The sequence below is a fragment of the Streptomyces sp. NPDC019890 genome, from assembly GCF_044903445.1.
Classification (GTDB): Bacteria; Actinomycetota; Actinomycetes; order Streptomycetales; family Streptomycetaceae; genus Streptomyces.
The window spans coordinates 302,623-317,292 of sequence record NZ_JBJDQK010000010.1 but is presented as its reverse complement, the minus strand read 5'-3'; the positions used below and the strand labels follow the sequence as shown (position 1 = coordinate 317,292).

The 14,670-nt window shown below is 68.0% G+C and carries 11 protein-coding genes; 5 read left to right on the top strand and 6 right to left on the bottom strand.

Annotated features, from left to right (window positions below):
- Nucleotides 1-392: TetR/AcrR family transcriptional regulator (locus ACI2LP_RS26505; protein ID WP_404727008.1), on the bottom strand; the 392-nt coding region annotated here is incomplete at its 3' end.
- A 404-nt stretch (nucleotides 393-796) separates the two neighbouring features.
- Here ACI2LP_RS26505 and galE point away from each other — a divergent pair.
- The 4 genes from galE (at nucleotide 797) to ACI2LP_RS26485 (ending at nucleotide 8,679) form a co-directional block, all read left to right on the top strand.
- Nucleotides 797-1,825 carry a UDP-glucose 4-epimerase GalE gene (gene galE, locus ACI2LP_RS26500; protein ID WP_404727007.1) on the top strand — a complete coding sequence of 343 codons (1,029 nt, stop codon included), beginning with the start codon at nucleotides 797-799 and terminating at the stop codon, nucleotides 1,823-1,825.
- A gap of 156 nt (nucleotides 1,826-1,981) precedes the next feature.
- Nucleotides 1,982-6,634 (top strand): aminotransferase class I/II-fold pyridoxal phosphate-dependent enzyme, encoded by a 4,653-nt coding sequence (locus tag ACI2LP_RS26495; RefSeq protein ID WP_404727006.1) that lies wholly within the window; start codon nucleotides 1,982-1,984, stop codon nucleotides 6,632-6,634.
- Nucleotides 6,635-7,915 carry an MFS transporter gene (locus ACI2LP_RS26490; protein ID WP_404727005.1) on the top strand — a complete coding sequence of 427 codons (1,281 nt, stop codon included), beginning with the start codon at nucleotides 6,635-6,637 and terminating at the stop codon, nucleotides 7,913-7,915.
- Nucleotides 7,912-8,679: a class I SAM-dependent methyltransferase gene (locus tag ACI2LP_RS26485; RefSeq protein WP_404727004.1), complete on the top strand. Its 768-nt coding sequence runs from the start codon at nucleotides 7,912-7,914 to the stop codon at nucleotides 8,677-8,679. The genes ACI2LP_RS26490 and ACI2LP_RS26485 overlap by 4 nt, the downstream gene beginning before the upstream one ends.
- Here the strand turns inward: ACI2LP_RS26485 and ACI2LP_RS26480 are convergent.
- Nucleotides 8,657-10,474, bottom strand: a complete 1,818-nt coding sequence (locus tag ACI2LP_RS26480) for a glycoside hydrolase family 15 protein (RefSeq protein WP_404727003.1) — start codon at nucleotides 10,472-10,474, stop codon at nucleotides 8,657-8,659. The genes ACI2LP_RS26485 and ACI2LP_RS26480 overlap by 23 nt on opposite strands.
- Before the next feature lie 222 nt (nucleotides 10,475-10,696).
- On the opposite strand from ACI2LP_RS26480, the gene ACI2LP_RS26475 reads away from it, so the two are divergent.
- Entirely contained in the window at nucleotides 10,697-11,317 is a 621-nt protein-coding gene (locus ACI2LP_RS26475; protein WP_404727002.1) for a flavin reductase family protein, read from the top strand.
- A gap of 18 nt (nucleotides 11,318-11,335) precedes the next feature.
- On the opposite strand, the gene ACI2LP_RS26470 is transcribed toward ACI2LP_RS26475, so the two are convergent.
- From ACI2LP_RS26470 to ACI2LP_RS26455, 4 genes are all read right to left on the bottom strand, one after another.
- Nucleotides 11,336-12,493 carry a methyltransferase gene (locus tag ACI2LP_RS26470; protein ID WP_404727001.1) on the bottom strand — a complete coding sequence of 386 codons (1,158 nt, stop codon included), beginning with the start codon at nucleotides 12,491-12,493 and terminating at the stop codon, nucleotides 11,336-11,338.
- A gap of 102 nt (nucleotides 12,494-12,595) precedes the next feature.
- Nucleotides 12,596-12,769: a hypothetical protein gene (locus tag ACI2LP_RS26465; RefSeq protein WP_404727000.1), complete on the bottom strand. Its 174-nt coding sequence runs from the start codon at nucleotides 12,767-12,769 to the stop codon at nucleotides 12,596-12,598.
- A gap of 53 nt (nucleotides 12,770-12,822) precedes the next feature.
- The gene (locus ACI2LP_RS26460) at nucleotides 12,823-13,698 is read right to left on the bottom strand and encodes an undecaprenyl-diphosphate phosphatase (RefSeq protein WP_404726999.1); all 876 of its coding nucleotides are present in this window, start codon (nucleotides 13,696-13,698) and stop codon (nucleotides 12,823-12,825) included.
- A gap of 181 nt (nucleotides 13,699-13,879) precedes the next feature.
- On the bottom strand, nucleotides 13,880-14,584 hold the full coding sequence (locus tag ACI2LP_RS26455; protein WP_404726998.1) for a TVP38/TMEM64 family protein: 705 nt from the start codon (nucleotides 14,582-14,584) through the stop codon (nucleotides 13,880-13,882).
- Nucleotides 14,585-14,670 lie beyond the last annotated feature (86 nt).

Here is a 14,670-nt window from a genome sequence, read left to right as displayed (position 1 = left end):
GTGGCCAGCAGCGGCACCACCTGCGGGTGGGCCAGCGCGACCTGGTAGGTCGCCTGCGCGATGCGGTGCAGCTCGGCGCGCCATTCGGGCCCCTCCGCGGCGTCGCCCTGAGGCGTCGCCTGCGCGCCTCCGTTGGCGAGGAAGTCCTGCAGCTCGAGATACAGCGCCTCGACCAGGCCGTCCAGGAGTGCGTCCTTGCTGGGGGCGTACCGGTACAGGGCCATGGCTTCCACGCCCAGCTCGGCTCCCACCCTGCGCATGCTCAGGGCCGACAGGCCCTCGCGGTCGACGAGTTCCAGAGCGGCGGCCAGGACGCGCTCCCGGCTCAGCTTTCCGTAACGGCCGCGGTCCGCGGCGCGTCTGCCTCGGCTCGGTCCGTCCCCTTTGGCCATCGGCGGCCCTCCAGCGGCTCGATCTCACGGCGTGATACCGATTCCTTGACTCTACGTCCAGACTGGCTCAAGGTGTACATATACGGCGTAAACGTGCGCCAAGCGGAGTATTGCGGGGATTTTTCCACCTCGCGCCATCTCCAGGGCGTGTTTCATGGAGCACTTCGCAGCGGATGCCGGCGGCGGCAACGACCGCCTGGTCCGGTCCGGCGAGCCGGAGGAAACGCTCGCCAGGCCGAGGTCCGGCGGCTCGCGCGCCTGCCTTGAGCTGATCACTGCCGAAGGACCGGTATTCGCCCGGCCGGCTCACTCCCGCGCGTCGTGCCGCGGCACTTTCGTTCCCCGGTGAGCCAGTAGGCCGTCCAAAGGACTTCCGACTCCACGGATCCCAAAGGAGAAAGCACATGCCCACCCACTCAACGATCATGGTGACCGGTGGCGCCGGCTTCATCGGCAGCCATACCTGCGTCGAACTGCTCGGCCACGGCTACGAGGTCATCGTGGTCGACGACTACTCCAACAGTTCGCCGCAGGTCGTCTCACGGATCCAGCGAGTGGCGGGCCGCTACCTGGGTGCCGTCTACGAAGTGGACCTGCGGGACCGGCGAACTCTGTCGTCGGTGTTCGACCGCCACCACGTGGACGCGGTGGTGCACTTCGCCGGGAAGAAAGCCGTCGGGGAATCCGTGCTGATACCCATCGAGTACTACGACGTCAACATCGGCGGGACCACCGCGCTGCTGGCGGCCATGCAGGAGCACGGGGTGCGCCAGTTGGTGTTCTCCTCGTCCACCTCCCTTCACGGGGACACCGACAGGGGCCCGCTGACCGAACAGGACCCGACCCGGCCCAGCAACCCCTATGCGGCTTCGAAGTGGACCTGCGAACAGATGCTTGCTGATGTGTGCCGTCTCCGCCCGGAGTACACGGTGCTGTCGTTGCGCTACGTGAACCCCGTCGGGGCGCATCCCAGCGGACTCCTGGGAGAAGCCCCGCCAAGGGAGCCGTACATCCTGGCGCCCGCCGTGGCCGAGGTCGCCGTCGGCAGCCGAGAGCCGCTCGGGGCTTCCGGCGCAGACGGCTCTGCCGCGGCTGCCTCGGGCGTCCGTGATGTTATCCATGTCATGGATGTCGCGGAGGCCCACCGCATCGCTCTGGAGCACCTCGACGACAGCACGGGCCTGCGGGTGTTCAACCTGGGCGTCGGCTCCGGCGCATCGGTCTTCGAACTCCTGATGGCATTCGGCGAAGTGTCCGGCAAGACCACCCCGTACGAGGTTGGGAACCCCCAACCGGGCGATGTCGCGGAACGTGTCGCGGCGCCCGGAGCGATGACCCTTGAATGGGGCCGGCGCGCGACCCGTGATTTCGCCGCGATGTGCCGCGACGCCTGGCGCCTCCACCGCATCGACCTCACCGGCTACGCGGGCTGAATCCCACGAGGCGCCTGCCCGGAGCAGCATGATTCTTTCCGGTCGCCGCTCTGGCATACCGGACATATCATCGAAGGGAGCTGATGGCGGGCCGACTTCGCCGACCGATGACGGGGACTGTCCTCCGTGCCCGGTGGTGGAAGGAGGCGGTTTCCATTGAGTCGGGTGCACCGCCTGATGGCCGTATACGTCGTACTCGTGGTCCCGCCCACTGTCGTCTATCTGACGGTGCCAGGACTCCATACGGTCACCTGGGCCGTGATCGGTCTCGCCAGCGTCTGCGCCATTCTCGTGGGCTTGCGGATGCATCGGCCGACGCACCGTTGGCCATGGCTGGTGCTGGCTGCTGCCAACTTCACCTTCACGGCGGGCGACACGACGTACAACGTGCTCAACACGTTCTTCGACCAGCAGAATCCATTTCCGTCGCTGGCCGACGTCTTCTATCTGGCGACCTATCCGCTGTTCGCCGCCGGGCTGTTCGGGTTCATCCGGTACCGCACCACGGAGCGTGACCTCGCGAGCCTGCTGGACGCGTTGATTCTCACGTCCGGGCTGGCGCTGCTTGCCTGGGTCTTCCTCATCACGCCCAACGCCCAGGCCGCCGACTCGACGTGGATTCAGAAAACCATCTCGATCGCCTATCCGCTCGGTGACGTACTGATGCTGGCGATGCTCGCGCGGTTGATCACGCCCGGCAGTGTGCATACCCGCTCGGTCCAGTTCCTCACTGTCGGCACGATCGGCATCCTCGTCTCCGACGTCCTGTACGGACTGCTGCAGCTCAAGGGGGCCTGGCAGGTCGGCACCCCGATGGATCTGGGCTGGGTGGTGTTCTTCACCGCCTGGGGGCTGGCGGCGCTGCATCCCTCCATGGTGGAACTGACCGAGCCGGTGCCCCCGCGTGAACCAGGGATCCTCCCTCTCCGGCTCGCCGCGTTGGCCCTCGCCTCACTTATCGCGCCGGTGCTGCTGCTCTACGAGGCACGGCGCGGCGACCTCTACGACGCGGGCGTGATCGCGGTGTTCTCGGGCCTTCTCTTCCTGCTTGTGCTCGCCCGCCTGTCGGGTCTGGTGGTGGTTCACCTGAAGGCCGTGAACCGCGAACGGGGCCTGCGCGTGGCGGCCGCTTCGCTGGTGGCGGCCGCCAGTCTGAAGGAGATCGCGGCCTCGGTACAGGATGCGGCGGAGTTGTTGTTCGGAGCAGGCGAGCGACACAGTGCCGTGCTGCTGACAGCCGATTTCGGCGTGACCAGGATGAAGGCCGTGCGCACGCCGTCGCGCGCGTGGAACTGGAATGTCACCTGGACGGACGAAAAGGCCGACACGTGGCTGCCCGGGCTGCTGACCGGTGAGACACAGGTCGTGCGCGTCGGTGACCTCGGAGCGTCCGCGGCTGCCGAGTTGGGGAGCCTGCCGAGTGCGCTGTTGTGCCCATTGGCCCTGAGGGACCGTCCGACCGGTCGCCCGCTGATCGGAGCTCTGGTCGTGGCGGGTACCGAGAGGAGCCTGCTGGAACGGTGGGCCTCGTGCGAGGCGCTGGCCTCGCAGACCGCCCTGGCGGTGGAACGCGTCGTCCTCAGCCAGGAGATCAACCGCCGCAACAGTGAGGCGTACTTCCGCACCCTCGTGCACAACGCCTCGGACGTGATCCTGATTGTCGACGACGACAACACCGTCAGGTACGCGAGCCCGTCGGCCGAGGGAATGTTCGGCCGCGTGTCCCTGAGCGGAGTGGGGCTCACCGAACTCGTCGCGCCCCAGGACAGCGACCGCGCGATGCAGACCCTGACACGCATGCGCTCCGGCAGCGACCAGGACAGCCGCGACGACTGGCAGGTGCTGCAACAGGGGGACGCGCGCATCGACGTGGAGGTCAGGTGCAGCAATCTGCGGCACGACCAGACCGTCCACGGACTGGTCCTCACGCTGCGGGACGTCACCGAGCAGCGGCAGTTGGAGCGCGAACTGACGCATCGTGCCTTCCATGACTCGCTGACCGGTCTGCCGAACCGGGTGCTCCTGCTGGAGCGGATCGAGCGCGCGCTGCTGCGCGGACGCCGGGCTTCCACCCTCACCTGCGTACTGTTCATCGATCTGGACGACTTCAAGGTGGTCAACGACACGAGGGGTCACTCGGTCGGGGACGAACTACTGGTCGCGGTGGCGCGGCGGTTGTCCGGGACGCTGCGGGCCAGTGATACGGCGGCGCGTCTGGGGGGTGACGAGTTCGCGGTGCTCATGGAGGGTGCGAAGGAGCCGGCGGACGCGGAAGTGCTCGCCGAGCAGATCGTGCATGACCTCATGCAGCCGTTCCGGCTCACGGGCGCATCGATCAGCCTCTCGGCCAGCGTCGGCATAGCCACCGCACGCGACAGCGCCAGTGGAGAAGAACTGCTGGGACACGCAGATCTGGCGCTGTACGCGGCGAAGACGGCCGGGAAGCGGCAGTGGCGCCGCTACCAGGCGAGTCTGCACACCGGAATGCTGGAGCGGCGCGAACTCCAGGCAAGCCTCGAGAGCGCGATCGCCGCCGAGTCGTTCGACCTGCGCTATCAGCCCATCGTGGAGCTTGCCTCCGGCGAGATATCCGGCTTCGAAGCGCTGGTCCGCTGGCCGCACGACGAGCGTGGCCTGGTGCCCCCGGGTCAGTTCATCGCACTCGCCGAGGAGACCGGGCACATCATGCCGCTCGGCGCCTGGGTACTGGAGCAGGCCGCCGCCCACGTCGCCCGCTGGCAGGAGTTGGTGCCACGGCCGGACGCGCTGAAGATCAACGTGAATGTCTCCGCCCGCCAGTTCCGGGACCCGGGCTTCCTCGACCAGGTGCGGCACGTCCTCGACACGTCCGGCCTGGCGCCCGGTTCGCTGGTGCTGGAGCTGACGGAGACCGTCCTGATGCACCGCGACGATCAGATCCGGGCCGTCATGGGGACCGTCAAGGATCTCGGCGTGGGAATGGCGATCGACGACTTCGGCACCGGTTTCTCGTCGCTGAGTTATCTACGGGAATTCCCGATCGACGTGCTCAAGGTCGACAAGTCCTTCATTGATGATATTTGTGTTGATGAGCAACAGATTGCCCTGGTCGAGGGTATTGTGCGCATCGCCGACACACTCGGCCTTCAGGTCATAGCCGAAGGCATCGAAGAGGTGGAGCAGCGGGACCAGCTGGTTGCCATGGGCTGCCGGTTCGGACAGGGATACCTCTTCGCCCGACCGATGACAGCGGACCAGGGGCAACAACTCCTGCGCAGCGTCCATGAGGACCAGATGCCACGCCTCGTTCGCGGCGCCGTGCAGCCGCAACGGGCTCGCATTGGCCAGAGAGGTGTTGGCCGGAGCATCGCCCTTTCGGGATCGCAGCCGTCGGGGACGAGCGAGGCGGGCGCGGAGAGGAAGTCTGGCGCGGAGCAGGACAAGGAGGCGGGCACGGAGAAGGAGGCGGGCACGGAGAAGGAGGCAGGCACGGAGAAGGAGGCAGGCACGGAGAAGGAGGCAGGCACAGATCAGGAGGCGGGCACGGAGAAGGAGGCAGGCGCGAAGAAGGAGGAAATCGTGGCCAGTCCACTGCGAGTCGGCGACGGTGCACGACGCGATCCACGCTGGGGCGATCTCGAACGCCTGCGGCAGTCCAGCCCGATGTGCGATGCGGTCTTCGACGAGGTGCGCGGTCGGCACATTCGCAGCGGCGATCACTGGATGGTCGACTTCGCGTCGAGCAGTTACCTGGGTTTCGACATGGACCCCGAGATCTTGGACGCGATCGAACCACAGGTCCGTCGTTGGGGCACCCAACCGAGCTGGTCGAGGTTGATCGGCAGCCCCCGGATCTATCCGGAGATCGAGGAGCGGCTCACCGCACTGCTCGACGCGCCGGACACCCTGCTGCTCCCGACCATCACCCTCATCCACTCCTCGGTGATCCCGGTGCTCGCCGGGGAGGGACACATCCTCGTCGAAGCAGGAGCACACCGCACGGTCTACGACGGGTGTCTCTTCGCCCGAGGACAAGGCGCCACGGTGCGGCGCTTCCACGCCGACCGGCCCGAAGAACTCAAGGCCATGCTGCGCGACATGCCGTCCAACGCGTCCCGCCTGGTGTGCATGGACGGCGTCGACAGCATGACCGGGAACGTGCCCAACCTGGCGGAACTGGTCGACGTCTGCCGTGAGCACGGCGCAGTGCTGTACATCGACGACGCGGACGGCTTCGGGATCGTCGGCGAACGCCGGGCCGACGAGTCCTCACCGTACGGGACCCGCGGCAACAGCATCGTCCGTCATCTCGGCGAGACCTACGACGGCATCGTGCTGGTGGGCGGATTCTCCAAGGCGTACTCCTCCATGCTCGCCTTCCTGGCCCTTCCGACCTGGCTCAAGGACCACCTCAAGGTGGCAGCCGCGCCCTACCTCTACTCCGGTCCCTCACCGACCGCTTCGCTCGCCACCGCCCTCGTCGGCCTCGACGTCAACGACCGGCGCGGCGACGCCATCCGCGCCGAACTGCACCGCAAGACGATGCGCATTCAGGACCACCTCGACCGCCTCGGCATCCGGACCCCGAACTCCAACGGGCTGCCCATCATCGAGATCCCCCTGGCCAACAGCGCAGACATGGACGCGGCCGCGACATTCCTGTGGGACCGAGGGATCTACGTCACGCTCGCGGCCTATCCGCTGGTCCCGCACGACCGTGTCGGGTTCCGCATCCAGGTCACCGCCACGAACACCGACGAGGACATCGACCAACTCAACGAGACGCTGACCGCCCTCTCCGAGCAGTTCCCGCTGCAGCAGAGGACCTGAATGCGGGTCATCGACGATGCGGGTCGCGGCCGCCGGGTGCGCCTGCTGGCACCCCTTGCCCACCGCGACTTCCGGATCCTGTGGATCGGGATGAGTGTCTCGCTGCTGGGCGACGGAGTGCTGCTCGTCGCCCTCGCATGGCAGGTCTACACGCTGTCCGGCACCCCCAGCGCGATGTCCGTCGTCGGTGTGGCCCTGGCCGTCCCGCAGATCGCGCTGGTGCTGGTCGGCGGTGTCGTCAGTGACCGCTTCGACCGTCGCAAGGTGATGCTGGCCAGTGACGCGGTCCGCGGGATGTGCCTGGCAGTGCTCGCACTGCTCGCGCTGACCGGCACCCTGCGGCTGTGGCACGTGATCTGCGTGGTCGCGGTGTACGGCGCCGCGTCCGGGTTCTTCCCGCCTGCATTTGAGGCCACCGTGCCCAGCCTCGTCCCCAAGGCCGAGCTGGTGGAGGCCAACGCGCTCGACCAGTTTGTCCGCCCGGCGGCCGTGCAGATCGGTGGAACCGCCCTCGGCGGCGCGCTCGTCGCGGGCGTCGGGCCCGGCTGGGCCTTCGGGTTCGACGCCCTCACCTTCACTGTCTCTGCCGCGTGCCTGGCCGTTCTGCGGCCGCTGCCGCCGAGCGACGACCAGGACCGGGATTCGCTCTGGAAGGACCTGCGCGCAGGTCTGAGCTATGTCCGGGCCAACACCTGGCTCTGGGGCACCTTTGTCTCGGCCACCTTCGCGTATCTGCTCTTTCTCGGCCCGACCGAGGTGCTGCTGCCGTACATGGTCAAGAACGTCCTGCACGGATCGGCGACGGAGCTGGGGTTGGTGCTCACCAGCGGCGGTGTGAGTGCCGTCCTCGCGGCGGTGATCGTCGGGCAGATCGGACTGCCCCGCCGGTTCATCACCTTCATGTACTGGACCTGGACCTTCGCCACCCTGGGGGTCGCCGGGTACGGCCTCGCCACCAGCAGCTGGCAGCTCGCCATCACCTGCGCGGTGGTCAACGGGCTCGAGACGGCCGGAATCATCGCCTGGGCGACGGCGAAGCAGCGACTGGTGCCTGCCGAGTTGCTCGGCCGGGTCTCCAGTGTCGACTGGTTCGTCTCACTCGCGCTGCTGCCGCTCTCCTATGCCCTCGCCGCCCCCGTCGCCGCTGCGTTGGGGGTACGCAGGACATTCATCGGCGCCGGTGTCATCGGCGCGGTGGTCACCCTGGCCTTCCTGTATCTGCCCGGAGTACGTGCTGTGGAGCGGGGCCGCCACCGCGGCCCGGAGATGGACACCTCATGAACTGGCCCGCGAACAACCGACGTAGACCGCTGCGCAATCTGGATGCGGACTGGGACCGCTGGCCGGTCCTGGACTACCTTGCGGAGAACTACCGTGAGATCCACCCCAGTGACGCCGCCGTCATCCGGCACCATTCCGCCTTCTACCGGCAGTTCGCGCCGGGCAGCCTCGGTCGTTCCCTGGAATTCGGCGCCGGCCCCAACCTCTACCCGCTCATGCTCGCCGCGGCCGCCAGCAAGTGCGCCGACGCCGTGGAGTTGAGCAGTGCCAACGTCGCCTATCTGACCGGCCAGCTCCACGACGGGCCCGACAAGAGCTGGCAGGCGTTCTACGCACTCTGCCGTGAGCTCAACACCGCCCTGCCCGCGACGCTGCCCGAGGCGCTCTCCCGTGTCCGAGTGACGCACGGAGACGTCCGGACCCTGCCCCTGCGCTCCTACGATCTGGCATCGATGAACTTCGTCGCCGAGAGCGTCACCGAGGACATCGAGGAGTTCGCGGAGTTCTGCCGCACGTTCATCGGGACGGTCAGACCCGGCGGACACCTCGTCGCCGCCTTCATGGAGAACATGCCGACCTACCGCATCGGCAACGCACCGCCGTGGCCCGGCTGTCCGGTGGACGGGTCCGCGGTCCGCGAGGCGTTCGCACCGCACACCGACCGGCTCGTGATCACCAGAGTCGACGCCGACCCCACCCTGCCCGACTACGGCGACACCGGCATGGTGCTGCTGACGGCGGTCAGACGCTCCGAAGCCCCGTGACGGACGGCTTCCGGCCGGCGGCCGCTTCCTGCAGGGCGAAGGCCGTATTGACCAGCGCCAGGTGGGTGAACGCCTGTGGTGTGTTTCCGAGCTGACGGCCTGACTCCGGATCCCACTGTTCGGACAGCAGCCCCACATCGTTGCGGACGTCGAGGACTCTCTCGAACACCGCGCGGGCATCGTGCGGTCGTCCGGTGATGGCCAGCGCATCGGCGAGCCACAGGGAGCACGCGAGGAACGCGCCTTCCGAACCCCGCATGCCGTCCACGGCGTGCACTCCGTCGCCCGTGCCCGCGTAGCGGCGCTGAAAGCCGTGATGATCCAGTGCCCCCATCGCCGAAACGGTGCTGAGCACCCGGGGGTCGTGAACCGGGAGGAAGCCGAGCCTGGGGATCAGAAGCGCGGACGAATCGAGCGTGTCGGCCCCGTAGTACTGGACGAAGGACCCCTGCTCGTCGTCCCAGCCGTCGCGGCACACCTGCTCGTACACCTCTTGGCGCATGGCCCGCCAGCGTGTCACCGATGTGTTGCGCCCGGCCAGGTGTGCGATCCGCAGGGCGCGGTCGGCGGCCACCCAGCACATGATCTTGGAGTGGACGAAGTGCCGTCTGGGCCCGCGCACTTCCCACAGTCCCTGGTCCGGCTCGCGCCAGTGCTGTTCGAGATAGTTCATGAACGAGTCGACCAGGCTCCAGACATGGTGCTCCATGGCAACGCCGGAACGCAGGGCCACAAACAGCGTGTCGAGGACCTCGCCGTAGACGTCCAACTGGAACTGGTCCACCGCCGCATTCCCGAAACGCACCGGTTCCGATCCCTCGTAGCCGGGCAGCCATTTGGCCGGTGCCTCGGGCAGCAGACGCTGTCCGGCCACGCCGTACAGCGTCTGCAGGTCCGCCGGTTCGCCGGCGATCGCACGCAGCAGCCAGTCCCGCCACGCCACGGCCTCCTCCCGGAAACCGCTGCGCAGGAGACAGGACAGGGTGAGCGTGGAATCGCGAAGCCAGCAGAACCGGTAGTCCCAGTTCCGCTCGCCGCCGATGCATTCGGGCAGGGACGTCGTGACAGCCGCGACGATGCCGCCCGTCGGGGCATAGGTGAGCGCCTTCAAAGTGATCAATGACCGCATCACCGCCTCCCGCCAGGGCCCGCGGTAGTGACACTTCGCCGCCCAACGCTCCCAGAATTCCACGGTGTCCCCGAGTGCGGTCTTCGGATCGATGGAGAGAGGGACGGGCAGATGCGACGGTGACCAGGTCAGCAGGAAGGCAATACGCTGACCTGCCGAGACGGTGAAGTCGAAGGAGGTGCACTCATCGGTCGAGTGGACCTCGACGTGCTGGTCGGTACTCAGCCACACCGAGTCGGGTCCGGCAACGGCCACTGTGTACGTGCCGGTGGAGCGCATCCAGGGAACGATGCGTCCGTGATTGAAGCGTGGCCTCAGCTCTCCGCTCATGGCGACCGAACCCGCCAGGCCCTCGACGATGCGCACGATGTACGGAAATTGGGCGCGCGGAGGCATGAAATCGGTGACCTTCACCGCACCGGACACCGAATCCCAGAATGAATCCAGCACGAGAGTGTTGCCACGGTACTCCCGGCGATTGCACGGACGCCGGTCCGCCGGGGATATCTGCCAGCATCCGTTTTCCGCCTTGCCCAGAAGTGCGGCGAAGCAGGCCGGAGAATCGAATCGGGGAAGGCAAAGCCAGTCGATCGACCCGTCTCTGCTCACCAGGGCGGCAGTCTCCAGATCGCCGATGACCGCGTAATCCTCAATCATTCCGGCCATCATGCAATGTCACCGCCGTATGTTTTCCCGAAGCGGCCTCGGCAATATGTGGCGCAGGTCGATCCAAGTCCCTCTCAGCGAGCCGCACCTCGCGAGAGAGCGGCTTCATCCCACAGTTCCAGGGTGCGCCGTCACCGGTTCGGCCGCAACTTGCGCGGTGCGTACCGGGGTGCTGCGCCGAGGCGTTACGATGCATGGCCACCTGCGGGGATACTGGCTCCCATGCGCGTTGACTTTGATCCCGAAGCCATGGACCGGGGCTCCTTCTACAGGCTGCTGACCGCGGTGGTGGTGCCCCGGCCGATCGCATGGGTCTCCACCACATCGGCCGGGGGTACCGACAATCTCGCCCCGCACTCCTTCTTCACGATCGCGTGCGTGACGCCGCCGGTCGTGCAGTTCACATCGGTCGGCCGGAAGGACTCGCTGCGCAATATCGAGGACACGGGCGACTTTGTGGTCAATGTGGCGCCGGAGCCGCTCTTCGAGCAGATCAACGCCACCGCCACCGATTTCCCGCGCGGCATCAGCGAGTTCGACGCGGTGGGCCTGGCGCGCGAGGCGAGCCTGCGGGTGAAGCCGCCGCGGGTCGCGGCATCGCCGGTGGCCCTGGAGTGCGAACTGCACAGCACCGTACGTCTCGGCGACTCGACCGTCGTCTTCGGCCGCGTTGTGCACGCCGTGGTCAGTGAAGAAGTCATGGAGGACGGGCACCCCGAGGTGACAAAGCTGGCGCCACTCGCCCGCCTTGGCAAGGACGAGTGGGTCACGCTCGGAGGCGTACGCGAGATCTCCCGTATTCCCTACGAGCAGTGGCCGGACGGAGACGGCCTGGGCCGGTAGGACGGCGCGGGGCCGCCGCTACTTCTTGACCGCCCGCAGGACCACGAACTTCGGGTCGGCGGCGACGACTTCGCAGTTTCCGAAGAGACGGCGCAGCCGCACGTGGTACCCGAGGTGTCGGTTGCCGACCACCCACAGCTCGCCGCCGGGACGCAGGGCGCGGCGCGATTCGCCGAACATCCGGCGGGCCGTCGTGTCCGTCGTCGCCCGGTGCGAGTGGAAGGGCGGATTGTTCAGCACCAAGTCGACGCTTCCGTCCGGCACGTCGGACAGACCGTCGCCCACCACGAACTCCGCCTTGGCGTCCGAAGTGACGTTCTCGCGATGGGTGGCCTCGGCCGAGGCCACCGCCGAGAACGACTCGTCGATGAACGTCACCGACGCCTCGGGGTTGGCGAGCGCGGCGGCCGTGCCGATCACGCCGTTGCCGCAGCCCAGGTCCACGACCCGGTCCGGGCCGTGGCGCTCGGGCAGGCTGCGCAGGAAGAGCCGCGTGCCGATGTCGAGCCGCTCGGCACAGAAGATCCCGGCGTGATTGGTGACTGTCCGGCCCGCGAGGGCTCCCACGTCCGCGGGCAGCGTGTACCGAAGGGGCCAGGGGCTGGGCCCCGGGGCGAGCTCGGGGTCGGGCGTGCAGAAGATCAGCCGCGCCTTCTTCACCGCCAGCGAGGTCCTGGTCGGACCCAGGATCCGCTCGAACAGCTTCAGCGTGGAGGTGTGGATCTCGGTGACCATGCCGGTGCCGATGACGACGGTGCCTGCGTGCACGGCGGGTGCGAGGCGGTGCAGTTGGTCCTCGAGGAGCGCGAGGCTCTTGGGCACCCGGATCAGCAGTACGTCGATCCGCTCCGGCGGCATGTCTCTGACCGAGAGCAGCCCCACCGCGTCCGCGGCTATGCCGTTGCGCGCCAGATTCGCCCGGGTCGCCTGCCGGCCCAGGAAGGAGTCGGCAATCTGTACCGGGTGGTGCGCGGCCAGCGAGGTGGCGAGGGCGCCCCACCGGTCGCCGACGACGGCCACCGTGCCGGTCAGATCGGTGGGCCCTGCATCGTCGATTCCCTTGAGCTGCCGCAGCAGGTACTCATCGGCGGCGTCCCAGGCGCGGAGGGTGTCGCGCGGGTCCTCGGGGAAGCGGGCGAGGTCGAAGGCGCCCCATGACGTCGTCAAACGGTTCATTGTGCACTCAGGCTAGCCGAGCGCTCCGCGCTGCCGCGCACCCGTGGAGGCCGGGCATCCCGGGGGCCGCCCGCCGCCAGGACCAGGCCGCGCGCTCGACGCTCAGGCCGCGCGCTCGACGTCCCCGAGAGCCGCCGCGGCCCACTCCACCACCAGTGCCTCGTACTCCGGGCGCCGGTCGTCGGGCAGCTCGCCGTCCGCCCACAGCTCACGGATCCGGGCATTCAGCTCGGCTGCGGACAACGCGGCTTCTGTCGCGCGGGGAAAGGGGGACATGGAGACAGGCTACGGCCTTGGCAGCACGGCCGTCTGCCCCTCGGCAGCGGGGGTCAGCCCGCCGACTCACCCGCGTGCGGGCTCAGCACATCCGCGCCGACCAGGATGAACAGCGCGATTCCCAGCACGATGCGATAGATCACGAACGGCATGAAACTCTTCGTAGTGATGAACTTCATGAACCAGGCGATCACCGCGTAGCCCACGACGAAGGCGATGATCGTCGCGAAGATCGTCTGGGGCCACGCCACATGACCGCTCTGGCCCGCGTCCTTGAGCTCGAAGACGCCTGAGGCGAGAACGGCCGGGATCGCCAGCAGGAACGAGTAGCGCGCCGCCGCCTCACGGGTGTAGCCCATCAGCAGACCGCCGCTGATGGTGGCGCCCGAGCGGGAGACGCCGGGAATCAGGGCCATCGCCTGGCACACGCCGTAGATCAGACCGTCCCGGACGCCCAGCTCCTGGAGCGTCTTGCGCTCCTTGATGGCGCGGTGCTTGGCTCCGGTCTCGTCGCGGGCGGCGAGGCGGTCCGCGATGCCGAGGACGATGCCCATGACGATGAGGGTCGTCGCGATGAGCCGCAGATCACGGAAGGGGCCCTCGATCTGGTCCTTGAAGGTGACGCCGAGCACACCGATCGGGATCGAGCCCACGATCACGAGCCAGCCCATCTGGGCGTCGTGGTCGCCGCGCATCTCCTTGTTCGTGAGGGAACGGAACCAGGCGGAGACGATCCGGGCGATGTCCTTGCGGAAGTAGATCAGCACGGCCGTCTCCGTGCCGATCTGGGTGATCGCGGTGAAAGCCGCGCCCGGGTCCTCCCAGCTCGCGAAGGCGGCCGTCAGCCGCAGATGCGCGCTGGAGGAGATGGGCAGGAACTCGGTCAGCCCCTGGACGAGCCCGAGGATGAATGATTCGAACCAAGACATGGAAAACTACGCCACCCAAGAGATCTGCACGGTCTGACGGCGCGTAGCGTTCCCGATCATGCGCCAGTTGTGAGGAAGCGTAGCGTCCTTCGTTGACGGGGCTGCCTCAGCCCCCTTGAGGCCCGTCCGACGGTGCCCGCGGCCGGGGCTCCGGGTGCCCCAACTCCCCGGCGCCGCCCGCTCAGTGGCCCTGCAGTCGGTGCCGCTTGCACCAGGCGACCGCGGCCGCCGCGATCCCCGTCACCACGATGAAGCCCATCGCGATCAGGAACGCCGGGGACGTCGGAGAGCCCGCCCGGCTGCCCGCGACCACATACGCGGCCGTGTTCGGGATCGAGCCGATGCCCGTCGCCAGCAGAAAGGGCACACAGCCCATGCGGGAGACGGCGGCGCAGTAGTTGGCCGCCGCGAACGGCACGCCGGGGAAGAGCCGCAGTGCCAGCATCGAGCGGAAGCCGTGCCTGCTCAGCTGGGTGTCGGCCGCCTTCAGCCAGCGGCCCCGCAGCAGCGGCCGCAGCGCGTCCTGCCCCAGCAGCCGGACGAGCGCGAAGGAGATACCCGCGCCCAGCACTGTCCCGGCGAGTGCGGAGACAAGTCCGGCCTGCGATCCGAACAGCGCGCCCGCCGCCAGATTGAGCAGCGGCCGGGGCACGAGGGCAGCGGTGCACGCCCCGTACGCGACGCCGAACATCACGACCGCCGCCGCGCCGCTCAGCTGCGGCGGCCAGCCCGCCGAAAGCAGCCGCTGCGGCTCGTACACGACCACCGTCACCGCCGCCGCGAGCAGCATGGCCACCAGCAGCGACAGCCGCGACCACGGTGAGAACAGCGCCCGGGTACAGCGCACGGCGAGGCCCGAAGTCGGCCTGGGGACGGGGTCGAGCATCCGGGGAGACTAACCGACAAGGGGATGTGATCGCCGTATCCGGTACGCCGAAAACCATTCGACGCGGCCACGGCCGTGGGCGATGA